The sequence below is a fragment of the Bradyrhizobium sp. BR 1432 genome (genome assembly GCF_051547705.1).
GTDB classification, from domain to species: domain Bacteria; phylum Pseudomonadota; class Alphaproteobacteria; order Rhizobiales; family Xanthobacteraceae; genus Bradyrhizobium; species Bradyrhizobium zhanjiangense.
Genome location: NZ_JBPUGF010000003.1, coordinates 5,397,196 through 5,422,904 on the forward strand (window position 1 = coordinate 5,397,196; position 25,709 = coordinate 5,422,904).

Below are 25,709 nucleotides of genomic sequence, written 5' to 3' on the forward strand. Positions count from 1 at the left end.
TCGCCCCGCTTGCGGGAGAGGTCGCGCCGAAGGCGCGGGTGAGGGGGACCCTCCGCGAGTCCTACTGTCACCGAATTTGCGGAAGCAGCCCCTCACCCCGACCCTCTCAGCGCGAGCGAAGCTCGTCGCGGCCCCGTAAGAACGGGGAGAGGGAGTGGACCCGCACTATGCCCCTGCAAAACCGCGTCACGCCGACAGGCGACATCATCGCCACCCCGCATCGCGGCCTGTTCACCGGCAACCGCGGCATCATCCATGATCCCGCGACTAAGACGCTGCTGAAGAAGCGCTGGTCGTCGCCGGCCTGGCTCACCTGCACTTGCGAATTCCGCGGCCGGCGCCGCGAGGTGATGGCACAGCGCAGCTGGACCGAGCTGTTCTTCCTGGACGAGGCCACTGCGCTCGCCGCCGGCCATCGCCCCTGCTTCTATTGCCGCCGCGACGATGCCAATCGCTTCCGAGCCGCATGGAGAAGGGCAATCGCGTGCACGGCGTCCGTATGCACGACATCGACACGGTGCTGCATCACGAGCGGCTCGATCACGGCAGGAAGCGGCTGCACGCACTGCTGGTGCCGCTGGACCAGCTTCCCGAAGGTGCGATGGTTCAGCAAGGCGAAGAGAGTTTTCTGGTGACGCAGGGCAGGGCCCTGTTGTGGTCGCCGGCGGGCTATAGCGCGGTCGAGCGTCAGCTTGGCGAGGCAGCGTTGCTGACGCCGCCCTCAACGCTGCGCACATTGAACGCCGGCTACGCGCCAGTGTTGCATCCGACGGCGCTGCCTTAGCGCAGCGCCCGGCCTTGCCACTACCCGAGTTTCTCGCGCGCCAGCGCAGCACCGGCTCCGAGTGCCATCAGTTTGGCTTCCGCGATCTCCCGCCGCATCGGCGCCATGCCACAATTGGTGGTGGCGATAATGTTGCTCTTGGGGACGAATTTCGATACCGCCTCGATCACCTTCACGACGTCCTCGGCGGTCTCCACCGTGTCGCTGGCGACGTCGATCACGCCGGCCTGCACGATCTTGGTCTTGAGCAGCGCCAGCAGGTCGAGCGGCACCTTCGAATTGCGACACTCGATCGCGACCTGCTGGATCGGGCTGGCGTCGATCGCCGGGAAGATCTGCTCATACTGCCGCCATTGGCTGCCGAGCGTCTCCTTCCAGTCGGTGTTGGCCTTGATGCCGTAGCCGTAGCAGATGTGCACGGCGGTGGCGCAGGAGAGGCCCTGCGCCGCGCGCTCCAGCGCCTTGATGCCCCAGTCGTTGACCTCGTCCATATAGACGTTGAAGGCGGGCTCGTCGAACTGCACGAGATCGACGCCGTCGGCCTGTAGCGCCTTGGCCTCCTCGTTTAGCAGCTCGGCGAAGGCGAACGCCATCTTGACGCGGTCGCCGTAATAGCGGTCCGCAATCGTGTCGATGATGGTCATCGGCCCGGGCAGGGTGAATTTCAGCTTCTTCTTCGTGTGCGAGCGCGCAACGCGCGCCTCGTCGGCATGAACGCGGCCCTTGAGCCGGAGCGGGGCGACCACCTGCGGCACCATCGCCTTGTAGCGGTCCTTGCGGATACCCATCTCGACCTTGTGGGCGAAGTCGATGCCTTCGAACTTCTCCAGGAAGCCGTGCACGAAATGCTGGCGGGCCTGCTCGCCCTCGGTGACGATGTCGATGCCAGCGTCCTCCTGGATCTTCAGCCAGATCAGTGTCGCGTCGCGCTTGGCGCGCAAGAGCTCTTCGCCCTGCGACTTCCAGGGCGCCCAGAGCATGTTGGGCTCGGCGAGCCATTCCGGCTTCGGCAAGGAGCCGGCGATCGTGGTTGGAAACAGCATGGCGGCCTCCCGGCGGGTTGTGTTGCGCCCCTTCCTGCCATGTCTTAACGTCGAGGTACAGAACGACAAAAGTCGTCAAACCCGCGACGCCGGACCGGAAACGCCATGATCGAATTCTTCTTCGACTGTTCCAGCCCCTGGACCTATCTCGCCTTCCACAACATCCAGCCGCTGGCGAAAGAGCTCGGCGCGGAGATCATCTGGCGGCCGATCCTGGTGGGCGGCATCTTCAACACCGTCAACCCGAGTGTCTATGCGCAGCGTGAGAAGCCGGTGCCGCTGAAGGCGCGCTACATGAAAAAGGACCTCGCCGACTGGGCCCGCTCGGCAGGTCTTTCGATCAAGATGCCGCCGACGGTGTTTCCGGTGAACAGCGTCAAGGCGATGCGCGGCTGCGTCTGGCTCGCCAACGACATGGTGCCGTTCGCCACCGCCGTGTTCGAGGCCTATTGGGGCGAGGACAAGGACATCTCGCAGGACGCGGTGCTGGCCGAGATCTGCAAGAAGGTGGGTATCGACGAACAGAAATTCTTCGCCGGCATCGCAGAGCAGGGCATCAAGGACCAGCTCAAGGCGAATACGGAGGAGGTCGTCGCGCGTGGCGGTTTCGGCTCGCCGACCATCTTCGTCGGCAAGACCGACATGTATTTCGGCAACGACCGTCTGCCGCTGATCCGCGAGGCGCTGCAGCGTCAAAGGGCGAGTGCGGCCTGATGGTGCGCGCTGTCATTTGCCGCGAACTTGGGCCGCCCGAGACGTTGCGGCTGGAGGAGTTTCCTTCGCCGCCGCTTGGGCACGGCGAGGTGCGCGTCGCGATCCGCGCTGCCGGTCTGAACTTTCCCGACGTGCTGATGGCGGCGGGCGAATATCAGCTCAAGCCGGAGCTGCCGTTCACGCCCGGCATGGAAGCTGCCGGGGATGTCATCGAAGTGGGGGCGGAGGCGAGGGGCGTTGCCGTCGGGGACAAGGTCATCGTGAAGATGCGCCACGGCGCCTTCACGGATGAGGCGGTGGTGACGCCGTCGCAGCTCACCCCCAAGCCGTCCACGTTCGACTATGCGGAGGCTGCGACCTATCTCGCCGGCCACGGCACGGCCTATCATGCACTGATCGATCGCGGCCGGGTCGCGCCGGGCGAGGTGCTGCTGGTGCACGGCGCCGGCGGTGGCGTCGGCCTTGCCGCCGTCGAGATCGGCAAGATGCTGGGCGCGACCGTGATCGCGACCGCCTCCAGCGACGAGAAGCTTGCGATCGCAAAGGCGCGCGGCGCCGATCATCTCGTCCGCTATGATCGCGAGCCGTTTCGCGATGCCGTCAAGCGCATCACCGACGATCGCGGCGCGGATGTCGTGTTCGATCCCGTCGGCGGCCAGGTTTTCGAGGATTCGATGCGCTGCATCGCCTGGGGCGCGCGGCTTCTGGTGATCGGCTTCACCGGCGGCATCGGTTCGGCAAAGACCAATCTGCTGCTGATCAAGGGCGCCAGCGTGTTAGGGGTGCGCGCCGGCGAGGCGGTTCGAAGGAACCCCGCACTCGGCGAAGTGCGCCTGAAGGCGCTGCTGCAATGGGCGGAGGAAGGCAAGCTGCGCCCGAACGTCTCGCACCGCCTGCCGCTGGAAGACTATGCGAAGGCGATGCGGCTCTTGATCGAGCGCAAGGCGATCGGGCGCGTCGCGCTGGTGATGAACTGACGGTGTTGATGGTGGGCACGGCGCAAGAGCGGCTTTGCCCACCCTACGAGAGCCTCACTTGTACTCCCGCTCGGTCCACCACGGGAAATAGTCCGGCATATCGCTGGACACCTTGTTCTTGAACTGGGCCGGACGCTTCTCCAGGAACGACACCACGCCTTCCTTCACGTCCTCCGAGCGGCCGCGGGCATAGATGCCGCGGCTGTCGACCCTATGGGCCTCCATCGGATCGTCTGCGCCCATCATGCGCCACATCATCTGGCGGATCAGGGCGATCGAGACCGGCGCGGTTTTGGCGGCAAATTCCTTGGCAAGTGCGCGTGCGGTTGGCAGGAGATCATCCGGGGCGACGACCTTGCTGACGAGACGGCCGGCGAGCGCCTCTTGCGCCGGGAAGACGCGGCCCGAATAGCACCATTCCAGCGCCTGCGAGATGCCGACGATGCGCGGCAGGAACCAGCTCGAGGCGGCCTCCGGCACGATGCCGCGCTGGGAGAACACGAATCCGAAGCGCGCGGCATCCGAGGCGATGCGGATGTCCATCGCCAGCTGCATGGTGACGCCAATGCCGACCGCGGGGCCGTTCACGGCGGCAATCACCGGCTTCAGGCATTTGAAGATGCGTAGCGTGACCTGGCCGCCGCCGTCGCGCACCTGCGGATCGCTGTAATCGACCTTGCCGTCGGCGAAGCGCTTCACCGGCCCGCGGCGCGCGTCGCGGTCGAAGGTGTCAGCGCCGGACGAAAGATCGGCGCCCGCGCAAAAGCCGCGGCCCGCGCCGGTGACGATGATGGCGCGGACATTGTCGTCCTTGTCGGCGGCGTCGAACGCGTCGATCAGCTCTGCTTGCATCTGCGCGTTGAAGGCGTTGAGCTTGTCGGGCCGGTTCAGCGTAATGGTGAGGATCTGCTCGGCGACCTCGTATTTGATCGTCTCATACGCCATGGTGGTTTCCTTCCGTTGTTCTTTTCGCTGCGCAGATGGCAGAGGGCTTGAGTTTCTTACCCTCCCCTGGAGGGGGAGGGTCGATCGCGCGTAGCGCGAGCGGGGTGGGGTGATCTCTCCTCTCGGGCACTGCCGGACGCAGAGAGACCGTCACCCCACCCCGTCTCACATGTCGCTTCGCTCAATGTGAGCCGACCCTCCCCCTCCAGGGGAGGGTAAGCAAGAGAGGCTCCGCATGCTGCCCGTCCCAAGTCATTCGGGCTTGCGCCTAATGGGCGCGCTTCCCGGGATGAGAAGAGCGTCTTACCGCCCCGGCGGTTTCGGCCAGGGCCGCTGCGGGCCGCGCAGACCTTCGAAGGCCTTGGCCATGCCGAGCACGCCAATATCGTCGAAGCGGCGGCCGACGATCTGCACGCCGATGGGAAAACCCTTGGCATTGAAGCCGCCGTTGACGGAGATCGCAGGGTTCTCCGACATATTCCACGGCACGGTATAGGCGATGTGCTCGAACGGCTTCATGGGATCGTTGGTCGGCGAGGCCCATTCCACCGGATAGTTCACGTTCGGGGCGGTCGGCGAGATCACATAATCGAGCTCGCAGAACAGTTTTCCTGCGGCCGCGCGGATCGCCATGGTCTGGTTGAAGCCGCGGATGACGTCGACGCCCGACAGCTTGGCGCCGGACTCGCCCCACTTGAAGATGTAGGGCAGCACCTTGGCCTGCTCGGCCGGCGTCAGCTTGGCCAGATCGTCCCACATCCGCGCGCGCCAGAAATTGTCGAGGCCGTCGAGCATCTCGCGGGTGAGGATGCCGTCGACCTCGGTGACGACGGCGCCGGCGGATTCGAACGCCTTGGCCGCTTTCACGGCGACCTCGCGCACCGGCTTGTCCAGCGGCATGCCGACACCGGGATCGAGCATCAAGCCGATGCGCAGTTTGCGCGGAGACTTCTCCAGCCCCTTCCAGTTGAGCGGCTCGGCCGGCAGGCTCATGCCGTCGCGCCGGTCGGGCTTTGCAATCGCGCTCATCATCAGCGCGCAATCATCGACCGTGCGGGTCATCGGTCCGGCAACGCGGCCGACATAGGTGGGGTCGATCGGCACGCGGCCGAAGCTCGGCTTCAGCCCGACAAGGCCACACCAGCCCGCGGGCAGGCGCACCGAGCCGCCGATATCGGTGCCGAGATGCAAGGGACCATAGCCGGCCGCCGCGGCAGCACCGGCGCCCGCGCTCGAGCCGCCGGGGTTCTTGGAGAGGTCCCAGGGATTGCGCGCGAGCGCGTGGAAGCTGGAGAGACCGGAGGACAGCATGCCGTAATCGGGCATGGTGGTCTTGGCGAAGATGATCGCACCGGCCTCGCGCAGCCGCGCGGCGGGAGGCGCGTCCTTCTCGGCCGGCACCAGCTTGACGCTGGCAGCGCCCAGCGGCACCGGCACGCCCTTGGTCGCGATATTGTCCTTCACCGTGACAGGCACGCCGTCGAGCGCGCCGGACGGCTCGCCGCCGGTCCAGCGCGCGGTCGAGGCCTTCGCGGCCTCGCGCGCGGCCTCGGGGTCGAATGCATAGAGCGCTTTCAGATGCGGTTCCCACGCCGCGACGTGCGCAAGCACGTCCTCCAGCACCTCGCTTGGCGAGAACTGCTTGGCGCGATAGCCCGCGATCAGATCGACCGCGGACAGATCATGCAGCGAGGTGACCGTCTCTTCGGCGCTCTTTTTATGCATGGCTACCCACCGGCATGCGGGTCTCGATGATGCGGGCGAACATGCTGGCGCCGATCGGCAGGATCTTGTCGTCGAGCACGAAGCCGGGATCGTGCACGGGCACCGAGCCGTCGTGGCCAACCCAGAAATAGGCGCCGGGAATGGTCTGCAGCATGTCGGCAAAATCCTCGCTGCCCATCTTCGGCTGGGCGCGGGTGATCACGTTGGCGGGATCGACCACCGTGCGCGCGACCTCCTCGACCACCTTGGACTGCTCGACCTGGTTGATCAGGACGCCAAAAGTGTCGCGGATGTCGGCTTCGATCGTGCACTGGAACGCAGCTGCGATGCCGGCACAGATCGTGCGGATGCGCTCGCTGATCAGGGCGCGAACTTCATCCGAGAAGGTGCGGATGGTGCCGCAGAGATGCGCTTCGCCGGGGATGACGTTGTAGGCGGAGCCGGCATGGATCTGGGTGATCGAAATGACGGCGGACTGCAGCGGCTCGACGTTGCGGCTGACGATGGTCTGGATCGCCTGCGCCAGCGTGGTCGCGATGATCACCGCGTCCTTGGAGCGCTCGGGCATCGCGCCATGCGCGCCGTAGCCGGTGATGCGGAGGTCGAAGAAGTCGGCGCTGGCCATCGCCGGGCCCGGCAGGATCGCGATCTCGCCATGGTTGAGATCGGGCGCGTTGTGTAGGCCGTAGAGCTCGTCGCAGGGGAATTTCTCGAACAGGCCGTCCTTGATCATCGCGCGGGCGCCGCCGAGGCCTTCCTCGGCCGGCTGGAAGATCAGGTGCACGGTGCCGTCGAAATTCCTGGTCTCGGCGAGGTACCGCGCGGTGCCGAGCAGCATGGTGGTGTGGCCGTCATGACCGCAGCCGTGGAAGCGGCCGGGAATCTTCGAGCTCCATTTCAGATTGGTGTTCTCCTCCATCGGCAGCGCGTCCATGTCGGCGCGCAGGCCGATGCGCTTGCCGCTCGTCCCCTTGCCCTTGATGACGCCGATCACGCCGGTGCCGCCGAGACCGCGATGCACCTCGATGCCCCAGCTCTTCAGCTTGTCGGCGACGATGCCGGAGGTGCGCACTTCCTCGAACCCGATCTCGGGATGGGCGTGGAGGTCGCGCCTGATAGCAGTGAGTTCGTCGGCATAGCCGTCGATGCGGTCGATCGTGGGCATGTGTCCTGTCCGGTTAGCGTGATGGGGGATGGAAGGCGGGGCCGTTCGGCTTGATGCGGATGCCCGGCCGCAGGCGCGTCCACGGCAGGGAGGCGGTGTCGGCCGGCATCGCGCCGGGCGCGGCGCAGATCAGCAGCTTTTCCGCGATCGGCTCGAAATCGGCGCGGAAGTGCACCGAGCTCTTGTTGACCAGGATCTTCTGCGCGGTCGGCTCGATGCCGACATAGCGGTACATCGCCTGGTCGGCGAGTTGCGCCTTGTGCGAGGAGACGACGACGCGGACGTCACCGATGCGCAAGGCTGCGGAGGGGCCCATCTCCATCTCGCGGCCGCCATAATAAGGACCGGGCGCGATGAAGCGGCCGTCGGAGAGCTTTTCGACGACGAAGGTCTCGCGATAGGGCTCGTCGCCGGGGATGCCGGATTTGCCGCCGAGCGACAGCGTCACGGTAGCGCCGACGCCGGCTGCATGCGCGGCCCTGGCCGAGACCGGATCGTAGATCGCCCCCGTCGCGGCACTCGCGTTGTTGCGCACCAGCGCGCGCAGCATGCCTGTCGTGTCGGAATCCCCGCCGGCGCCCGGATTGTCCTGGGTGTCGGCGATGATGATCGGCTTGCTCGCGCTCCTGGAAAGCTCCATCGCGTGGCGCACGCATTCGTCGGGTGACCAGATCTTGCCGTCGAAATCGTCCTCGTGGCTTTCGATCAGCTTGAGAAGCGCATCCGCCGCGCGATCGGCGTCGGCTGGCGTCTTGCCATAGGCAAACACGCTCGGTCCGCAATCGCGGAAATCGGCTGCGGGGAAGCCCGGCGCGAAGGACAGCGTCGGAACCGCATCGCTTTCCAGCGCGGCGAGCTTTTCGTAGATGCCTTGGGTGGGCTGGTCGTTGGTGCACTGCCAGCTGATCGGGATCAGGAACGGCAATTGCCGGAACGCCTTTGCGAAGCGCTGCTTCGACTTCAGCAGCAGCGCGAGATGCCTTGAGCAGGCGCGCCCGGTCGCGGCCATGTCGACGTGGGGATAGGTGCGGTAGGCGATCAGCGCGTCGGCATGCTCGATCATCTCGGGCGTGACATTGGCGTGGAGGTCGAGGCTCGCGACCAGCGGAACATCCTTGCCGATGACGCGGCGCACGCGCGCCAAAATCTCGCCTTCGCCGTCGTCGAGGTGCTCGGTCACCATCGCCCCGTGCAGGTCGAGATAAACGGCATCGAGCGGACCGGCGGCTGCGATGCCGTCGACCATCACCTTCACGATGCGCTCGAAAGCATCCTTGGTGACATGCGCCGACGGGCTCGCACCGCAGGCGATCGTTGGAATGAGTTCCCAATCGTTCACTTCAGCGCTATCGACGAAGCCGGCGAGACCGACATTGATGCGCCGCATCACCTTCAGCACGTCGGCGCCTTGCGTCATCGCCGGCCAGCCGCCGCCGTGCTGGAAGTCCGCGAACGTCGCCTTCGTCGGAGCGAAGGTGTTGGTCTCGTGCAGGAAGCCGCCGACGGCGATACGTGTCATCAATTCCAGTCCAGTCGATCAGGAGTGCGCGACGTTAGCCTTGGCTTTGCGAGGAGAGCAAGGCGGGAAGCAATCGCGCCGTGCATAGGGTCAAGACGTTTTGGGAATGCTACTACGCTGTCATTCCGGGGCGCGCCACTTGGCGCGAGCCCGGAATCCATTGCGCTGCGGAGTCTGCCGTTGGATCGGATTCCGGGCTCATCGCTTCGCGATGCCCCGGAATGACAGCGGGCAGACTACACGGTGGCCGCCACACCCTCTGCCACCGGCCGGAAGTTCGCAAAGTCCCAGTCGCGCCCCGGAGCCGCATCCAGCAGCGCCTTGGTGTAGGCCTCCTTCGGATGCGTCAGCACTTCGGCGGCGGGGCCCTGTTCGACGACGCGGCCGTGCTGCATCACCACGACCTCGTCGCAGATTTGCGCGGCGACGCGCAAATCATGGGTGATGAACAGGATGGCAATGCCGAGCCGCTTCTGGATCTCGTCGAGCAGTTCCAGCACCTGCGCCTGCACGGAGACGTCGAGGGCGGAGACCGCCTCGTCCGCGACCAGCACGTCCGGATCGAGCGCGAGCGCACGGGCAATGGCGATGCGCTGGCGCTGGCCGCCGGAGAACTGGTGCGGATAGCGCGACACCGCATCGGCGGGCAGGCCGACCAGCTCGAGCAGCTCGCGCGCTCGCTTCATGGCATCGGCGTGTGCGACACCGTAATTGATCGGGCCTTCCGCGATGCTCTCGCCGACGGTGACGCGCGGATTGAGCGAGCGATAGGGATCCTGGAACACGATCTGGATCTTCTGCCGGTGCGGCTGGAGCAGGCGGCGCGAGATGTCGGCGATCTCGCGGCCGGCGAGGCGCACGCCGCCGGAGGTCGGATCGATCAGGCGGACGATGCAGCGCGCGACCGTCGACTTGCCCGAGCCGCTCTCGCCGACGATGCCGAGCGTGCGGCCCTTGCGCAGCGTCAGCGTCACCTTGTCGGCGGCGACGACCTCGCGGCCTTTGCCGAAGAAGGCGCGCTCCTTGTAGACCTTGCTGAGGTCGTTGGCCTCCAGCACCACCGGCTCACGGGTCTCCTCGCGGGGCGACCGCGGCACCAGGCTCGGCACCGAGGCGAGCAGGTTCCGGGTGTACTCCATGGTTGGATTGCGCAGCACGGTCTCGAGCGGACCGGTCTCGACCAGGCGGCCCTGCCGCATCACCGCGACGCGGTCGGCGATCTCCGCGACCACGCCCATGTCGTGAGTGATGAACAGCACCGCCGTGCCGTGATCGCGCTGGAGATCGCGGATCAGGGTCAAAATCTGCTTCTGCGTGGTGACGTCGAGCGCGGTGGTCGGCTCGTCCGCGATCAGGAGCTTTGGTTCGAGCACCAGGGCCATCGCTATCATGATGCGCTGGCGCTGGCCGCCGGAGAGGCGGTGCGGGTAGGAGGCGAAGATGCGCTCGACCTGCGGCAGGCGCACCTGCTCCATCATATCGAGGATGCGCTTCTTCCGTGTTTTGGCGTCGAGATTGGTATGGGCGCGCAGGACTTCGTCGATCTGGCGGCCGACCGGCACGACCGGATTGAGCGCGGTCATCGGCTCCTGGAAGATCATCGCCATCTGCGTGGCGCGGAGCTGGCGCAGGCGGCGGTCGGTCGCGGTGAGCAGCTCCTCGCCGACCAGCTTGACGCTGCCGCCGGTCGGCACCAGCGTGCCCTTGGGCAACAGGCCCATCGTGGTGAGGGAGGTCACCGACTTGCCCGAGCCGCTTTCGCCGACGAGGCACAGCGTCTCGCGCTCGCGCACCTGGATCGAGATGCCGTCAATGATCTTCGGCCCGCCCGGCTTCTTGCCGACGGAGACGACGAGGTTGTTGATGTCGAGGATGGTGTTGGTCATGCAGGGGCTTTCGTCATTCCGTGGCGCGCGCAGCGCGAACTACGGTGCGCAATTGCGCACCTGAAATCCATCGGGCGTCAGTCCAAGCGGTGAAATGGATTCCGGGCTCGCGCCAAAAGGCGCGCCCCGGAATGACCGTGGTACTCGCATCACTTCCCCTCCCGCTGCTTCATGCGCGGATCGAGGGCGTCGCGGGCGGCATCGCCGATCAAATTGATGCTGAGGATGGCGATCGAGAGCAGCAGGCCCGGCCAGAAGATCAGCGACGGCTTGAGCTGGAAGTACTGGCGGCCCTCGGCCATGATGTTGCCCCAGGTCGGCGTCTCCGGCGAGATGCCGGCGCCGAGGAAGGAGAGAATGGCCTCGGTCAGGATCGCGGAGGCGCAGACATAGGTGCCCTGGACGATCAGCGGCGCGATCGTGTTCGGCATCAGGTGCCGCCACATGATCTTCGGCAGGCTGGAGCCGACCGAGATCGCAGCCTCGACGTAAGGCTCCTCGCGCGCCGACAGCACCACCGAGCGCACCAGGCGTGCCACGCGCGGGATCTCCGGAATGGTAATCGCGATCAGCACGGTCCAGAGGCTCGCACCGGAAAGCGACACCACGGCGATCGCGAGCAGGATGCTCGGCATCGCCATCAGGCCGTCCATGATCCGCATCATCACGGCATCGACCAGCTTGAAGAAGCCGGAGACGAGACCGATGGCAAGGCCAATGGCGACGGAGAGAATCGCCGAACCGATGCCGATCAGGAGCGAGATGCGGCCGCCATAGATGACACGCGACAAGAGATCGCGTCCGTAGGCGTCGGTGCCGAGCAGGAACTGCGCCGACGACGGCTTGAGCCGCTGCGACGGCGCGAGCTGGATCGGATCATGCGGCGCGATCAGCGGCGCCACGATCGAGATCACCACGACCAGCGCGAGGCAGACCGTGGCCGTCGCGATGATCGGCGTCGAGGTGAGGAATCCGAACCGCGGCCGCAGCGGCGACGTGATCGGAATGGACGACTGGGGGAGGCTATCGACCGACATTCTTGTTCTTACCCTTGCCTCAGTACCGGATCCGGGGATCGAGCAGCGTATAGGCGACGTCGATCAGGAGATTGACGACGACATAGATCAGCGACGTCAGCAGGATCATCGCCTGGATCACCGGATAGTCGCGCGCCAGCACCGCGTCCACGGTGAGGCGGCCGATGCCGGGAATGTTGAACACGCTCTCGGTGACGACGACGCCGGAGATCAGCAGCGCAAATCCGGTGCCGATGACGGTGATCACGGGCACCGCCGCGTTGCGCAGCGCATGCCGCATCATCACGGCGACCTCGTTGATGCCCTTAGCGCGTGCGGTGCGGACGTAATCTTCGCCGAGCACGTCGAGCATCGCCGCGCGCGTCATGCGCGCGATCAGCGCGATGTAGATGAAGGAGAGCGCGCAGGTCGGCAGGATGATGCGCTCGAAGAACGGGCCGAAACCATTCGAGATGCTCTTGAAGCCCTGCACCGGCACCCAGCGCAAATCGATCGCGAAGATTTCGATCAGGACATAGCCGACCACGAACACCGGCACGGAGAAGCCGAGCACCGACAGGCCCATCACGAAGCGGTCGATCCAGGTCCCGTGCTTCCACGCCGCGATCACGCCGAGCGGGACGGCGACGATGACGGCGAGGATGATCGTCGACAGCGCAATCGAGATCGACGGCTCGAACGCGCTGGCCGATCATCTTCATCACCGGCAGGTTGGAGATCAGCGAGGTCCCGAGGTCGCCGTGCAGCAGCTTGTTCACCCAGGTGACGAACTGCACGATCAGCGGCTCGTTGAGGCCGAGCGAGGTGCGGATGCGCTCCAGCCGTTCCGGCGTCGCATTGTCGCCGGCGAGAATGGCGGCGGGATCGCCGGGGGTGAGGCGAAGCAGCAGGAAGACGAACAGCGCGACGACGCCCATCACGGGCACGGCGGCGAAGATTCGGCGAACGAGATATCCGAGCAAGTTGGATCCGTCAGATTAGAGTCAAATCGTGGCAGGGTCTTTGACAAGCCTGCCATCAACCTAACATTTCAGCAATTCCCGTGCCATCCGGGCCACAGGTTTTGCAGTGCGGCCAGTCGTTTCGAGCGCCCCTTTCACCTCAGGCGTCATTCCTGGTTCGGTCCTTTGGACCGCCCCGGAATGACGGGCTCAAAAATCACTCCAGCGTTGCCAGCAGCCCCGCCATCAGCCGGCCGCGTTCGGCCAGGCTTTCGACCTCGATATACTCTTCGAGCGTGTGGCCGTTGCCACCACGCACGCCTAGGCCGTCGAGAGTCGGGATCCCCATTGCGCCGGTGAAGTTGCCGTCGGAGCCGCCGCCGGCACTCGCATGCGGCAGTTCGGCGCCGAGCGACTTGGCGATGCCGCGGGCCTTTTCATATAACGCCATGGTGCCGGCGTCCGGTTCCCACACCGGGCGCGTCACGCCGCGGGTGACCTTGAAGGTGACATCATTGGTTGTGCCTGACAGCGCCAGCATCCTCTCGACGCCGCGATCGAGATCGGCCTGGCGCTTGGCCATCGACAGCGCCTCGCCTGTGGTGGTCGTGGCGACGCAATTGACCCATTGTCCGCCATGCACGACGCCGACCGAGAAGGTGCAGTCCTCCGTGGTCATCGCGTCGATCGCGAGGATCTGCCGGGCCATCTCGCGGATCGCCGAGCGTCCCGCCGACAGCGTCGCGCCGGCGTGGCTCGGCCGTCCCGTCGCCTCGAGATTGAAACGCGCGATTGCGTAACGTCCGGTGGTGACGCCATTGTCGGCGCGGCCGGGCTCGGGCACCAGTACGTATTTGTTGCGCGCGGCCTCCGCCTCGATGATGTCGCGGGTCGAGGGCGTGCCGACTTCCTCGTCGGGCGTGAACAGCACCGTGATCGGCAGCGGCGTTGTGAAGGCGGCGCGCGCCAGCTGCCGGATCGCTTCCAGCGAGAGGTAGTTGCCGCCCTTCATGTCGTAGATGCCGGGGCCGTAGCACTTGTTGCCCTCGCGCCGCCATTTCAGCTTCTCGATGGTGCCGACCGGATGGACGGTGTCCATGTGCCCGGCGATCAGGATGCCGGGCTCGCCCTGCTTCGGATGGGGAAAGCGCGCGCGGATCACGTCGCCAAAGCCCTGGCGGCCGGCGATGCGTTCGATGGTCGCACCCATGATCGCCATATCCCGCGCTGCGAAATCGAGCATGCGATTCACGGCGCCCGCGTCCCAGGTCGGACTCTCGCATTCCACCCAGCCGCGCAGGCCCTGGAGCATCGCCTCGGAATCGAAGGGAAGATTGGCTGGATTCATCTCAATGTCTCTCAAGCTTCGAAAGATGGAACGCGCATTGCATCGGCGCGGGGCGGGACAGGCAGAGAGTGTTGTAGAGCCAAACCGATCCTTGTGGAGCCCGTGCACACGCCGCAAGGGCTTGCAGCGAAACCGGATTGACGCGCTCGGCACGGTCTGCAAGTCTCGAAAAGATAAAGGCATTGCATGAGGTTAGTTCGCCCAAAGAACGAACCGGATGCTCAACCAATAATCTGCCTTTGAACAGTTTCACGTCAGGAGAAACTTTCCATGTTCAACTTCATGCGCCGGGGGTCTCGCGCGTTTGCCTCCAAACTTGCGCTGTCGGTCGTCGCGCTGTCCACGGCGATGGCCTCGCCGGTGTTTGCCGCCGGCAAGACCATCACGGCGGTGATGCATTCGGATCTGCGTATCATCGACCCGATCTTCACCACGGCCTACATCACGCGTGACCATGGCTACATCGTCTACGACACGCTGGTGGCCACCGATTCGAACTTCAAGATCCAGCCGCAGATGGCGGACTGGAAGATCTCCGACGACAAGCTCACCTACACCTTCACGCTGCGCGACGGCCTGAAGTGGCATGACGGTGCGCCGGTTACGGCGGAGGATTGCGTCGCCTCGCTGAAGCGTTGGGCCGCGGTCGACGGCATGGGCCAGAAGCTCATGGACTTCACCGCGAGCATCGAGGCGACGGACGCCAAGACCATCACGTTGAAGCTGAAGGAGCCCTACGGCCTCGTGCTCGATTCGATCGGCAAGCCGTCCTCGCGCGTCGCCTTCATGATGCCGAAGCGCCTCGCCGAAACGCCGCCGGACAAGCAGATCCCCGAGCAGATCGGCTCGGGTCCCTTCAAGTTCGTGCAGTCGGAATTCCAGCCGGGCGTGAAGGCGGTCTACGTCAAGAACACCGATTACGTGCCGCGCAAGGAGCCGGCGAGCTGGACCTCCGGCGGCAAGGTGGTGAAGGTCGACCGTGTCGAATGGATCACCATGCCGGACTCGCAGACCGCGGTGAACGCGTTGCAGTCGGGCGACATCGATTTCATGGAAAATCTGCCCTACGACATGCTGCCGATACTGGAGGCGAACAAGGAGCTCACGCTCGAGGTCTCGAACAAGTTCGGCTTTCAGACGCTCGGCCGGATGAACTTCCTTCATCCGCCGTTCGATAACGTGAAGGTGCGCCGGGCTGCTTTGCTGGCGATAAACCAGAAGGACGTGCTCGACGCGCTGGTCGGAAACCCGAAGTACCAGAAGATCTGTGGCGCTTTCTTCGTGTGCGATACGCCGCTCGCGACCGAGGTCGGCGGCGAAACCCTGGTGAAGGGCAATGGCATGGCGGAAGCCAAGAAGGCGCTCGCCGAGTCCGGCTATGACGGTACCCCGGTCGTGATCATGGCCCCTGGCGATGTCACGACGCTGAAGGCGCAGCCGATCGTTGCGGCCCAGCTGCTGCGCGAGGCCGGCTTCAAGGTCGACCTGCAAGCGACCGACTGGCAGACCGTGGTGAGCCGTCGCGCCAGCCAGAAGCCGCCGAAGGAGGGCGGCTGGAACATGTTCTTCACCAACTGGGTCGCGGCCGACGTCTCCAACCCGATCGCCAATCTCTCGATCGGCGGCCAGGGCAAGAAGGGCGGCTGGTTCGGCTGGGCGGAAGACGCCAAGATCGAGCAGCTCAAGGACGCCTTCGTCCGCGCGTCCTCGATCGACGAGCAGAAGAAGATCGCCGCCGACATCCAGAAGGAAGCCTATGAGCAGGTGATCTACATTCCGCTGGGGCAGTATCTGCTGCCGAGCGGCTGGCGCAAATCGCTGAGCGGCGTGCTCGACGGCCCCGCGACGCCGCTGTTCTGGAACATTGACAAGTCGGAGTAGGGGCAGGCCAGACCACGCGCCTTTCCTCCCCTTCACCACGCGGCGCCGCTGTCATCAGCGGCGCCGTTGCCTTTTGTCGACCTTGCGTTGGCTGAGAGTCCGGAGCTTTTTAACCGTTCCAGTTTTCAATTGTTGCTATTTGTTTCTGTCCTGAAATAGATGTGTCGTCCTCGCGCATCGCTTTTCCTTCTTTCATTTGATTCCCGTGCCGCTCGATTTTGCATTCCAGGCGATGGCCGAACGGTCCGATCGTGCGCCGGCGCGATGGCGCCGGCCTTTCCTGCACTGGCTGGACGCGGTCGAGACAGGCTGGGCCGTGCCGCTTCTCATCGCCTGCTTTGTCGCGATCTGGACGCTTTATCTCGTCATCGCGTACGCCGGCGGCGGCCTGCATCCCGATACGCTCGAAGCGTGGACCCTGGGTCGGCATTTCGCCTGGGGTTATCACAAGCATCCGCCATTGACCGGCTGGGTTGCCGCTAGCTGGACCTTCGTCTTCCCGCTCAGCGACTGGTCGCTGCAATTGATGGCGATGGCCAACGCCGGGCTTGCGCTGTATTTCGTGGACCTCATCGCGCGGCAATTCGTAAGCGGGCACAAGCGCGTCCTGGTGCTGCTGCTCCTGATGCTGACGCCGGCCTATCAATTCCATGCCCAGCGCTTCAATGCCAATGCCGTGCTGCTCGCGGTCTGGCCGCTGGCGACCTGGTGCTTCCTGCGCGCGTTCGAGACGCGCTCCGCGTCGTGGGCGGTCGCGGTGGGGTGCACGACGGCGCTAGCAATGCTCGGCAAATATTATTCGATCTTTCTCGTCGCGAGCTTCGCGTTTGCCGCGCTGGCGCACCCGGCGCGGCGCGCCTATTTCACCTCCGCTTCGCCCTGGATCTCGGCGGTGGTCGGGCTCGCGGCGCTGTCGCCGCACGTCGTGTGGCTCGCGGCCACGGGGGCGTCGACTTTCACCTATGCGCTGGCCCATGCCAACGGCAATGCCTTAAGCTCGCTCGGCGAGGCCAGGAATTTCCTGCTCGGGCTGGCGGCGGCCATGAGCGTGTCGGCCGTGCTATGGGTCTTGATCGCGGGCACGCGGCTGAAGCAATTTCCGGCCGACTTCGCTGCAATGAGCCCGGGTCTGCGGCTCCTGTTCTACGTTGCCATGGGCACGATCACGTTGCCGGTGCTGACATCGCTCGTGATGGGCACTGATCTGCCGTCGCTGTGGGCATTGCAGGGGCTGTTCCTGTTCGCCGTCCTCGTGGTTTGCGGCGCGCGCTATCCGATCGAGCGCTTCTACACCGTCAACCTCACCGTGACCGTGGCTGGCGTCGCGCTCGTTGCGGTCATGGTCGTAGCGCCGATCCATGCCGTCTATCGCAACGATCACGGTTATGAAGAAGGCCGGAATTTCTATGCGCAGGTGGCCGGCGAATTGACGCGCGAATGGCGCGAGTTGGCCGGCACGCCGCTCAGCGCAGTGAGCGGTGATGATTCGCTGGCCTTCGCGACGGCGTTCTACAGCCCCGACCATCCGCATTGTGCACGGCCGTTCGAGCATCAAAACTCCTGGAGCTGGCCGCGCAAGGCGACGCTGGACCGCGGCTGGGCCGCGCTCTGTTTTCGTGGCCAGGACTATTGTGGCAGGTGGATGGAATGGGTGTCCTCGAAAGCCGGACACGTCGTCAGGCGCGAGTTCACCGTGCAGGCAACTCTGTGGGGGCGGCCCGGCCTGTCGCGGCAGGTGGTCGTGCTGATGGTGCCGCCGCGAGGAAGCGGGGCGGCGCCCGAGAGCGCTGCTGAGGATTTCAGCGCCAGCAGGCGGGCGGCCGAATAGATTTCGTGATCAGCAATGGGTGTCGCGTACCTGCTCGAGCCCCTCGCTCGCCAAAGGCGTCGTGAACGTGGTCTGCTCAGCGTCCGGCTCCGAACGCTCCTGTTTCTGCCGTTTCGCCTCGCGGTTTTCGCGGTGTTCCAGTTCCATTAACGTGGCCTCTCGAATTGCTGCAGGACAACATCGAGAGGAACGGGAAGTTCCTCACGCGATGGGACGATGATGCGGCTTGAACAGCCGTCCCTTTTCCACCGCCAGCACGATTCGCGAGCGCTGCGAGCGTCGACAGGAAGAAGCCGACCGAGAACGGCAGCAGCGTGCCGTCGAAGCTTCGCCCGATCAGGGAGTCATGCATGCAAGCGAGGTACTTTTTGCGCCGTGGGGAATGACCAACGATTGACCTTCAATTGCTTTCGCGAAGGCAATCGCAAGAGCTGCAACGGCTGCACCAGCGAAGATGTCCACAAAGTAGTGTCCACCCCACAAGGGCGTTGCTGCCAGCATTGCAACGCACATCATTAAAGCCCATGGACGCATCCACCACACGCCCCACCACGCCCACAGCGCGAGCAGAGCCGCAGCAGCATGGAAGCTGGGAAAGGTCACGATGCCGCCGATCTGCGAGATGTTCAGAACCTGTAGGCTGCTGCTTCTCACCACGGGCAGGCGATCGAGCTGGATGAGATAGCCGCTAGCCTTGAAGGTCGCGAACTCGGTTGGCAAATTGTATTGCTGATAGGTGCCGATGGCCGGTATCAGCGCAGAAATCAAAGCCACCGCACAAAGGGTGAGCAACGTCGCCATCGTGAACTGTTGCAATCGAACGTGGTTGTTCGTCAGTCCGAGAACGATGGGAACCGCGATCGGCGGCAAACCGATTGCACCATAGGACAAGCATGCATACGGCAGCAGCGCAGGCCAGGCTGTCATGAGCCGGTAATAGACAGTCCAATCCAGTCCGAAGAATTTGTCCCAGGAGTTGAGCATGGCATCCTGCAATGGCAAATTTGCAGATGCTGCGACGTAGGTCAGGACGGCCCCGAGCATGGACACAAGGCCTAACTGGGCGATGGAAATAAGAACGTACGCAATGCGCACGGCGCGTACTCGCGACAACAAGACGTGACCCGCCGCCGTGAGGCCTGCAACCGTCGCCATGCCTCCCAACAACTCGCCTTCGAGGGCCATCGAGAGTTTCAGCAAGGCAAGGGACACACCGACGAATAGTGCCAGAATTGTAATAGTGATCCAGTTCAGCAGGTAGAGACCACAGGCTTCCACTGCTTCTGAACTCGTTTGCGCTCCGGCGGATTGGGCGGCACTGTTTCTCACGTAAGCACGAACGGTCATGCGCCGCCATTTCCTGCATTTTCCGGGAAATATATGGCAACACAACCTTTAATATATCAACAACCTGCCGGCGTCGTTAGGCGATGGAACAACCCTCATTCCTAATCAAATCTCTACGAGAGCAGGATCCATTCCGGCAAAATTGAAATAAAGACATCGCATAATCTCAAGATTAGAGATGTCTGCACGAGCGACGACTTCTACTAGGAAGGCGTCAGGGTGCTCTTGTGGCACCGACCGTTACGTTAAAGTGTAGAGCGGCGATCGATAGAGGGCGCTCAGCAGAGCGCGCCCGACCCGAACGTCCAAGCGAGCTTCCTCACGCGATGGGGCGATGATGCGGCTTGAACAGCCGCCCTTTCTCCACCACGAGCACGATCGCGAGCGCTGCGAGCGTCGACAGGAAGAAGCCGATCGAGAACGGCAGCAGCGTGCCGTCGAAGCTTTGGCCGATCGCCATGCCGACCACGATTCCGATCAATGTCGTGATCGAGCCATAGAGCGAGGAGGCGGTGCCGGCGATGTGGCCCTGCGGCTCCATCGCGAGCGCTGTGAAATTGGCGACCATCATGCCGAACGAGAACATCATCAGGGCGGAGAGCACCATGAACAAGGATAGCGGCAGCACGCCGAGGCTTTCGGTCAGCAGCATCACGCCGGCCACTGCGGTGTACAGCGTCAGTGCCCCGTGCGAGATCACGCGCATGCCGAGCCGGCCGACCAGCCTCGCGTTGAGGAAGCCGGCGATGGCGGTGCCGGCCGCGATCGCCGCGAAGGCGAGCGGGAAATAACGGCCGAGGTGATAGATGCCGGTGAAGACCTGCTGGGCGCAGAAGACGTAGGCAAACAATGCGCCGATGACGCTGCCGGCGGCCGTGGCGTAGCCGATGGTCTGGCGATGGGTCACGGTCTGCCGGAAGGCCGAGAGCACGTCGGCGGGTGCCAGCGACCTGCGCTCGGACTCGGGAAGGGTTTCGGGCAGCCGCAGCACGCACCATGCGAGCGCGAGCAGGCCGTACAGCATCAGCACCACGAAGATGCCGCGCCATGCCGTCACCAGCAGCACCGCCTGTCCGAACGAGGGAGCGATCACGGGCACCGCGATGAACACCATCATCGCGAGCGACATCACGCTCGCCATGCGGCGGCCGACATAGCAGTCGCGCACGATCGAGGTCGCGATCACGCGCGTCGCCGAAGTGCCGAGCCCTTGCAGTGCGCGCGCCAGCAGCAGCGTCTCGAACGAGGGCGCGGCGACCGCCAGCACGCTCGCCACCGCATAGACCGCCATGCCGCCGAGCAGCACCGGGCGGCGGCCGAAGCGGTCCGACAACGGGCCCATGACGAACTGGCCGGCGCCGAAGCCGACCAGGAAGATCGACAGCACCAGTTGAAGATGGTTGGCGACGGGAATCTCGAAGGCGGTGCCGATGTTGGGCAGGGCTGGCAGCATCATGTCCATCGCAAGCGGATTCAGCGCCATGATGGACGCGATCACGATGACGAATTCGGGAAAACCCATGGGACGGTGTCCGGAGGACACCCAATCGTCGGCATTGACGTCGGACAAGGAAGCTCACCTCTGAAATTGAGGGCGTTATCCATTCCGATGCTGCGTTGCACAACCCCCGTTTCGGGATGGCTGTCAGGCAGGGCCGGCGAGGACAAGAATTGGTGAGGAGCCGCCTTTCCTTGCCTGCCGGACTCTCCAGATCGCGCAACCCCCGGTGGCCGGAAACCACTGATTTACCATCCCTTCCTAAAGATCGGCATCCGGCGCGGCCCCGCCCGTCGGGCAGGATGAAACCGAAACGCATTCTGCCCACAGTGCGGCCGAGATGAGGAGGCGCCGCAGCGGCGCCCAGAGAAACAAGCCAAACAAAGGTATCCGCCTGTGTCCGAGATGTCCGGTGCAGCACGATGGTTGGAGCCCGCAGCCGACGCGGCTGCGAGGCGGAACGTCTGGCTTGCCTGCCTGATCGCGCTGACTGCGCTGCTGGTGCTCGGCAATCTCGCCAACGACGCCAGGCTCGATGTGAAATATGGCTGGGACGTCCGAGTCAATTGCGCGGCGGTCGATGCGCATGCCGACGGGCTCGATCCCTACTTCGTCAAGAACCTGAAGGGCACCAAGCTCTCTTATCCCTATCTGCCGGTGACGCTGGACGTCTTCCGCCCCCTGTGTGCGGGCGGCTTTCTGGTCGATCATTACAGAAGCATCTTTATCGTCCTCGCCGTGCTCTGCGGCCTCCTCTTGCCCGGGCTCGGCCGAACGGGCACGAGCGCGCGCGATGCTGCGCTCAGGGTGCTGTGCGCGCTCGGCGCGTTCGTCGGTTTCGAGTGGGTGCAGGCGTCGGGGAATTTCGCAATTCTAAGCGGCCTGCTGACCGCGATCGCACTGTCGCTCCTGCTTCGCCTGCCTCCCTCTGGAGAAGACACGACCTTTTCCTTGCGCCTTGCCGGCGCTGCACTGCTCGGCCTCGTGACCTCGTTCAAGCTGGTGTTCTGTCCCGTGCTGGCTGCGCTCTATTTCCTGCCGCTGCCGCGCAGTCGCAAGCTGGCGCTGATCGCGATGGCGGCGTTCGGCTTCGCATTGCCGGTCCTGATGTCGAGGCTGCTGTATCCCGATCTGTTCGCGAGCTGGCTGCTTGCGATTGCGGGTCAGATCCCGAACCAGCATGCCGTCGATCTCGTGGAGATCAATCCGTCGCTGCTGCTGCTGGCGCGGGACCTGATGGACCATGCCGGCCTCGGTGACAGCAAGCCGGTGATGTTCGCGACCTATGCGCTCGCAGCACTCGCGCTCGTGCTGGTGCCGTTCGCCCTGTCCGTCCTGCGCGTGGCCGCGAGCCAGCCGGCGCGGGAAGGGGGATCGCTTCTGACGCGGCTGGATCGCTGGCTGATGGACCATCCCCGCACGGCCATGCGCGTCACGGTGCTTGCCATGTTCGCGCTCTGATCTCAGCTCGCCACGCCTCAAGGAATATGCCTTCTTCGAGCTCGCGCTCTATGCCGCCATCCTCATCGTCGATCTTCCGGCCATGGCGCTCGCCGGATGTCTCTCGGTCGGTCTGCTCATTCCGGCACTGATCTCGCTTCTGGAGCAGCATTCGAGGGCAGCTTCATTCTCCTCACGGTCGCGCTGATGTGCTTCTGGATCCTGCTGCTCGACTTCCGTGCCGAGCCGAAACGCCTCGAGGCGCGAACAGTGGATTCACGTTGAAGGGCTCACGATCGCGCTGAATAGCTTCTGCGCGAATCCGGGGATCCGACCTCGATCTCGTATTCATGCATTGTCGGAACTGGATCGGGCCCAAAGGTCGGCCGTCGATCTCGACCAAGACTGCTGCGGTTGAGCAGATAAACGGCGCCTAAGCAAAGTGCGCAAGATCAACCCCGCGGTATCCGCGTTAACGATCTCGCGGATGCTGGTCGCGTTCCGAACGCCGCCAAGACCGCAATTAGTCGTCGAAGCGGGGGCGCGGAGAGAATTTTGCCAAAGGCGCAAAGGATCGCGCCCGTTTCGACAGAGGTTGTGCTGATCAAATCTACACGCGCTCGTTGTCAAACTATTAAAGGTTGTATTGCCATACATGTCTCCGGAATTGCTGGGAATGACAAATGGCGGTTCAGGCATGCTCGGTCGGCGGTCTTCCTCGTTCGACAGGTACTCTATCAACCCCAGGGGCAAGAGCGGAACTCGCGGTTTGCCTTAATCTTTTTCAGCTCAACTGGGTTCTCATCGCGGCCACGCTGGCCGTCTTCATCGTTGGGATGCGTCTAGCCGGTTTTCAATTGCGGGTAAGCAGCTATCTGCTCTATTTCGGAATTGCCGGTGTGTACGGAGTGGTCGGTTATCTAAATCTGAAATCAAAACTCAGACGGAGCCCCCGCGTCTACACCGTCCTGTTCTTCATTGCTCAAATCCTTCTTCAGCTTCTTCTTCTGGTGTCGATCGGCTATCTCGCGGCGACAGCCAACTTTCCAATGCAGGACACGAATTTGCTGGCCATGGATCGGGCGCTAGGCCTGGATTTTCGCGCTTATCTGGCGTTGGTCAACCGGCCCGGTCTGATCGATGCTCTTGCAGTGACCTACGACTTCCATTCAAATGCAACTGGTTCTGATCGTGGTTGTCGTTCCACTGCTCGGTCACTACAGGCGCGCTGCGGAGTTCTCGCTCGGATTTGGCCTGACGTTGGCTATCACGACCCTCATCTCCACGCTGTTCCCAGCGACCGGCGTCTATGAAACCGTAGGACTGCACTCAGCGGACCATCCCAATTTCGAACCCTCCGTCTACAACGCGACGCTGCGCGAGCTCCCCCTGGTGCGCGACGGCACAGTGAGGCTGCTCGATGCGTTTCAACTGGGGCCGCTTCTGACTTTTCCAAGCTTTCACGCGGTCTCGGCAGTCTTGTACATGTGGGCGCTCTGGCCGATCCGCTGGGTCCGGGGCATCGGCCTGCTCTGGAACGCGGTCATGCTGGCCGCGACCCCGATCGGGGGAGGACATTATTTTGTCGACGTGTTCGCCGGGGTGGCCGTCGCCATCGCATCGATCTGGGTCATCAAACGCATCGGCGCACGTCTTGCGCCCGAGCAGGATCGGGAGAGATCCGTCTCGCAGCTTTCTACCGTCAAGCCATTGGCGATGGTCGTGCCCGACGGAGATCTGAGCCCGCAATCGTCGTAGTGCTGCGTTGGAAAGATGGTTCGGCTTGAAGGCGCGCATGAGCGGGCGTTGGCCAAGCTGAAATCCATCTGGTTGCTGCCTTCATTTTTATGCGGCGTTAATTGCCGCCGCGTAGAAATGAATGTCCTGATCGTGCCGCTTCTGCCGCTCGACGGCAGGCTACTACCGGGCTTTGCAGCCGGTGCAGAGATGATCAGCATGACATTTGCCGCAGGTTAACTTGGACAGTTGACTTCGTATGCGGTGATCGCCGGCGATGGAAGGAGAGCTCGGATGCCGAAGCCTGGATCCCACAACCTCGCTCTGAAGTTTCAGCAGGTTGTTGATTCTTCGCCAGCGGCCGCAGCCCTGCTTTGCCAAGGTCAGTGTTATGATTTTCGGACGCTGAATGCGTTGGCGAACCGTTTCGCCCGGTGGCTTGCAGCACAAGGGGTGACCCAGGGCAACATCGTATGCCTCGAGCTGCCGAAGCTGGTCGAAACTTATGCGCTGGCGGTGGCCTGTCTGAAGATCGGCGCACCCTATAGCTTCCTCGATCCGGCGGCGCCAATCGACCGGGCACGGTTGATGATCAACCGGTGCCAACCCATGATCATCATCAGCTCGCGTGATGGTGCGGGAAATCGCGTCGTCCTCGCCAGCGACGCTGATCGCCAAAATCTCCTGGAGGCAATCGAGGCGTTCGATGACGCCAACTTGCGGGAAACCGAGCAGATCACCGGAGCCGATCCCGCCTATGTCATGTTCACGTCCGGATCGACCGGAGAGCCCAAGGGCGCGGTGATCCCCCATCAAGGCGTACTTCATCTGGTCGAATGGGCGGCCAACGATCTGGGCATCGGTCCTGGGGATCGCCTGACCAACGTCAATCCGATTTTCTTCGACAATTCGGTGTTCGATATCTATGCGTCGCTGCTCAATGGTGCCTCGGTGGTTGCGCTCGACGCTCTGAAAGGACGCCCACCAGCCGAACTGATCGCCGAAATCACGGCAAGCGAGTGCACGTTCTTCTTCGCCGTGCCGACACTCTTCATGTTCCTTGATTCCATGAACTTGCTGCGGCCCGACAAGCTGCCAAGCGTGCGCCGGTTCATGTTCGGCGGTGAGGGCTTTCCGCTCGCCAGGCTTCGCCGTTTTCACGAGACCTTTTCGGGAAGAGCGGAGCTCATCAACTGCTACGGTCCGACCGAGGCGAGTTGCATTTGCAGCAGCCTGGTGATCACCGGCTCGACGCTGGAGACCGCCGAAGGCTTCGTTTCGCTCGGGCGGCTCAATCCCGGATTCAGTCACCGGGTTCTGAACGAAGATCTGCAACCTGTCGCAATCGGCGACGTCGGCGAGTTGTGGCTCGGCGGACCATGTGTCGGGCTTGGCTATCTCAACAATCCCGAAGAGACGACACGGCGGTTCCGCCAGGATCCGCTCGTCAAAGGCTACCGATCTACGCTTTATCGCACCGGCGACCTCGTGGTGCAGGATCCGCGCACCGGTCAGTTTCGATTTCGCGGCAGGGCCGACAATCAGGTCAAGCTGCGCGGATATCGCGTCGAGCTCGAGGAGATCGACCACGCCTTAGAGTCGATGCCGGGCGTGGTGCGTGCGCTGGCCGTCGTGATTCATGACGCCAACGGCTCGAGCCGCCTGCTCGCGGCATACGCGGGCAGCAGACTTGAAGACGCCGATTTGCTGGCGCACTGCAATAGGCATCTTCCAGCCTACATGGTGCCAGGCCGGTTCGTGTGGCTGGACAACATCCCCACGAACGCTAACGGCAAGGCAGACCGGCGCGCGGTTGCGGCCTTGGTCGAACAATCCCAGACAATGGCCCGCTCCCCTCGGTCCGCGGGTAAGCCTGCGGCGGCCTAGACGCATT

21 protein-coding genes and 3 pseudogenes are annotated in these 25,709 nt (G+C 63.8%); 11 read left to right on the top strand and 13 right to left on the bottom strand.

The genetic code is table 11. The annotated features are described in order from the left end of the window. Positions 1 to 167: 167 nt before the first annotated feature. Positions 168 to 784: pseudogene (locus tag ACSKB8_RS25910) on the top strand (hypothetical protein). 20 nt (positions 785 to 804) lie between these two features. Here the strand turns inward: ACSKB8_RS25910 and ACSKB8_RS25915 are convergent. Beyond that, on the bottom strand, positions 805 to 1,827 hold the full coding sequence (locus ACSKB8_RS25915) for a methionine synthase (protein ID WP_438107296.1): 1,023 nt from the start codon (positions 1,825 to 1,827) through the stop codon (positions 805 to 807). A gap of 105 nt (positions 1,828 to 1,932) precedes the next feature. Here ACSKB8_RS25915 and ACSKB8_RS25920 point away from each other — a divergent pair, with 105 nt between their 5' ends. Both ACSKB8_RS25920 and ACSKB8_RS25925 read left to right on the top strand, forming a co-directional pair. Further along, positions 1,933 to 2,541, top strand: coding sequence for a 2-hydroxychromene-2-carboxylate isomerase (locus ACSKB8_RS25920; protein WP_438107298.1), 609 nt, complete (start codon positions 1,933 to 1,935; stop codon positions 2,539 to 2,541). Beyond that, a complete protein-coding gene (locus ACSKB8_RS25925; RefSeq protein ID WP_438107299.1) occupies positions 2,541 to 3,518 on the top strand; it encodes an NADPH:quinone oxidoreductase family protein in 978 nt (325 codons plus the stop codon). Before ACSKB8_RS25920 ends, ACSKB8_RS25925 begins: the two co-directional genes overlap by 1 nt. 54 nt (positions 3,519 to 3,572) lie before the next feature. Here ACSKB8_RS25925 and ACSKB8_RS25930 read toward each other — a convergent pair whose 3' ends face one another. From ACSKB8_RS25930 to ACSKB8_RS25965, 8 genes and pseudogenes are all read right to left on the bottom strand, one after another. Next, on the bottom strand, positions 3,573 to 4,463 hold the full coding sequence (locus ACSKB8_RS25930; protein ID WP_438107301.1) for a crotonase/enoyl-CoA hydratase family protein: 891 nt from the start codon (positions 4,461 to 4,463) through the stop codon (positions 3,573 to 3,575). A 303-nt stretch (positions 4,464 to 4,766) separates the two neighbouring features. Beyond that, positions 4,767 to 6,188, bottom strand: a complete 1,422-nt coding sequence (locus tag ACSKB8_RS25935; protein WP_438107303.1) for an amidase — start codon at positions 6,186 to 6,188, stop codon at positions 4,767 to 4,769. Continuing rightward, the gene (locus ACSKB8_RS25940; protein WP_438107305.1) at positions 6,181 to 7,353 is read right to left on the bottom strand and encodes a M20 aminoacylase family protein; all 1,173 of its coding nucleotides are present in this window, start codon (positions 7,351 to 7,353) and stop codon (positions 6,181 to 6,183) included. Before ACSKB8_RS25940 ends, ACSKB8_RS25935 begins: the two co-directional genes overlap by 8 nt. A gap of 13 nt (positions 7,354 to 7,366) precedes the next feature. Continuing rightward, entirely contained in the window at positions 7,367 to 8,872 is a 1,506-nt protein-coding gene (locus tag ACSKB8_RS25945; RefSeq protein WP_438107307.1) for a M81 family metallopeptidase, read from the bottom strand. Positions 8,873 to 9,108: 236 nt separating this feature from the next. After that, positions 9,109 to 10,758: an ABC transporter ATP-binding protein gene (locus tag ACSKB8_RS25950; protein ID WP_438107309.1), complete on the bottom strand. Its 1,650-nt coding sequence runs from the start codon at positions 10,756 to 10,758 to the stop codon at positions 9,109 to 9,111. A 149-nt stretch (positions 10,759 to 10,907) separates the two neighbouring features. Continuing rightward, positions 10,908 to 11,795 (bottom strand): ABC transporter permease, encoded by an 888-nt coding sequence (locus ACSKB8_RS25955; protein WP_091888843.1) that lies wholly within the window; start codon positions 11,793 to 11,795, stop codon positions 10,908 to 10,910. Positions 11,796 to 11,814: 19 nt separating this feature from the next. Beyond that, positions 11,815 to 12,757: pseudogene (locus tag ACSKB8_RS25960) on the bottom strand (ABC transporter permease). A gap of 196 nt (positions 12,758 to 12,953) precedes the next feature. Further along, the gene (locus ACSKB8_RS25965; RefSeq protein ID WP_438107311.1) at positions 12,954 to 14,084 is read right to left on the bottom strand and encodes a M20/M25/M40 family metallo-hydrolase; all 1,131 of its coding nucleotides are present in this window, start codon (positions 14,082 to 14,084) and stop codon (positions 12,954 to 12,956) included. A gap of 270 nt (positions 14,085 to 14,354) precedes the next feature. Here ACSKB8_RS25965 and ACSKB8_RS25970 point away from each other — a divergent pair, with 270 nt between their 5' ends. Then, a complete protein-coding gene (locus ACSKB8_RS25970) occupies positions 14,355 to 15,965 on the top strand; it encodes an ABC transporter substrate-binding protein (RefSeq protein ID WP_438107313.1) in 1,611 nt (536 codons plus the stop codon). Between the two features lie 232 nt (positions 15,966 to 16,197). Then, positions 16,198 to 17,793, top strand: a complete 1,596-nt coding sequence (locus tag ACSKB8_RS25975) for a glycosyltransferase family 39 protein (protein WP_438110676.1) — start codon at positions 16,198 to 16,200, stop codon at positions 17,791 to 17,793. 9 nt (positions 17,794 to 17,802) lie between these two features. Here ACSKB8_RS25975 and ACSKB8_RS25980 read toward each other — a convergent pair whose 3' ends face one another. From ACSKB8_RS25980 to ACSKB8_RS25995, 4 genes and pseudogenes are all read right to left on the bottom strand, one after another. After that, entirely contained in the window at positions 17,803 to 17,940 is a 138-nt protein-coding gene (locus tag ACSKB8_RS25980; RefSeq protein ID WP_438107314.1) for a hypothetical protein, read from the bottom strand. A 54-nt stretch (positions 17,941 to 17,994) separates the two neighbouring features. Next, positions 17,995 to 18,130: pseudogene (locus ACSKB8_RS25985) on the bottom strand (MFS transporter); the annotation flags it as partial. Then, positions 18,130 to 19,140 carry a phosphatase PAP2 family protein gene (locus tag ACSKB8_RS25990; protein WP_438107316.1) on the bottom strand — a complete coding sequence of 337 codons (1,011 nt, stop codon included), beginning with the start codon at positions 19,138 to 19,140 and terminating at the stop codon, positions 18,130 to 18,132. The pseudogene ACSKB8_RS25985 and the gene ACSKB8_RS25990, both read right to left, overlap by 1 nt. Before the next feature lie 319 nt (positions 19,141 to 19,459). Further along, positions 19,460 to 20,710, bottom strand: coding sequence for a multidrug effflux MFS transporter (locus ACSKB8_RS25995; protein ID WP_438107317.1), 1,251 nt, complete (start codon positions 20,708 to 20,710; stop codon positions 19,460 to 19,462). 324 nt (positions 20,711 to 21,034) lie between these two features. On the opposite strand from ACSKB8_RS25995, the gene ACSKB8_RS26000 reads away from it, so the two are divergent. From ACSKB8_RS26000 to ACSKB8_RS26025, 6 genes are all read left to right on the top strand, one after another. Beyond that, positions 21,035 to 22,099: a hypothetical protein gene (locus ACSKB8_RS26000; protein ID WP_438107319.1), complete on the top strand. Its 1,065-nt coding sequence runs from the start codon at positions 21,035 to 21,037 to the stop codon at positions 22,097 to 22,099. Then, positions 22,080 to 22,286, top strand: a complete 207-nt coding sequence (locus tag ACSKB8_RS26005; protein ID WP_438107321.1) for a hypothetical protein — start codon at positions 22,080 to 22,082, stop codon at positions 22,284 to 22,286. Before ACSKB8_RS26000 ends, ACSKB8_RS26005 begins: the two co-directional genes overlap by 20 nt. 475 nt (positions 22,287 to 22,761) lie before the next feature. Beyond that, the gene (locus ACSKB8_RS26010; RefSeq protein WP_438110915.1) at positions 22,762 to 23,391 is read left to right on the top strand and encodes a hypothetical protein; all 630 of its coding nucleotides are present in this window, start codon (positions 22,762 to 22,764) and stop codon (positions 23,389 to 23,391) included. Then, on the top strand, positions 23,285 to 23,836 hold the full coding sequence (locus ACSKB8_RS26015) for a phosphatase PAP2 family protein (RefSeq protein WP_438110677.1): 552 nt from the start codon (positions 23,285 to 23,287) through the stop codon (positions 23,834 to 23,836). The genes ACSKB8_RS26010 and ACSKB8_RS26015 overlap by 107 nt, the downstream gene beginning before the upstream one ends. Before the next feature lie 48 nt (positions 23,837 to 23,884). Then, positions 23,885 to 24,055, top strand: a complete 171-nt coding sequence (locus ACSKB8_RS26020) for a hypothetical protein (protein WP_438107323.1) — start codon at positions 23,885 to 23,887, stop codon at positions 24,053 to 24,055. A 54-nt stretch (positions 24,056 to 24,109) separates the two neighbouring features. Further along, positions 24,110 to 25,702: an amino acid adenylation domain-containing protein gene (locus ACSKB8_RS26025; protein WP_438107324.1), complete on the top strand. Its 1,593-nt coding sequence runs from the start codon at positions 24,110 to 24,112 to the stop codon at positions 25,700 to 25,702. The last annotated feature ends 7 nt before the right edge of the window (positions 25,703 to 25,709 follow it).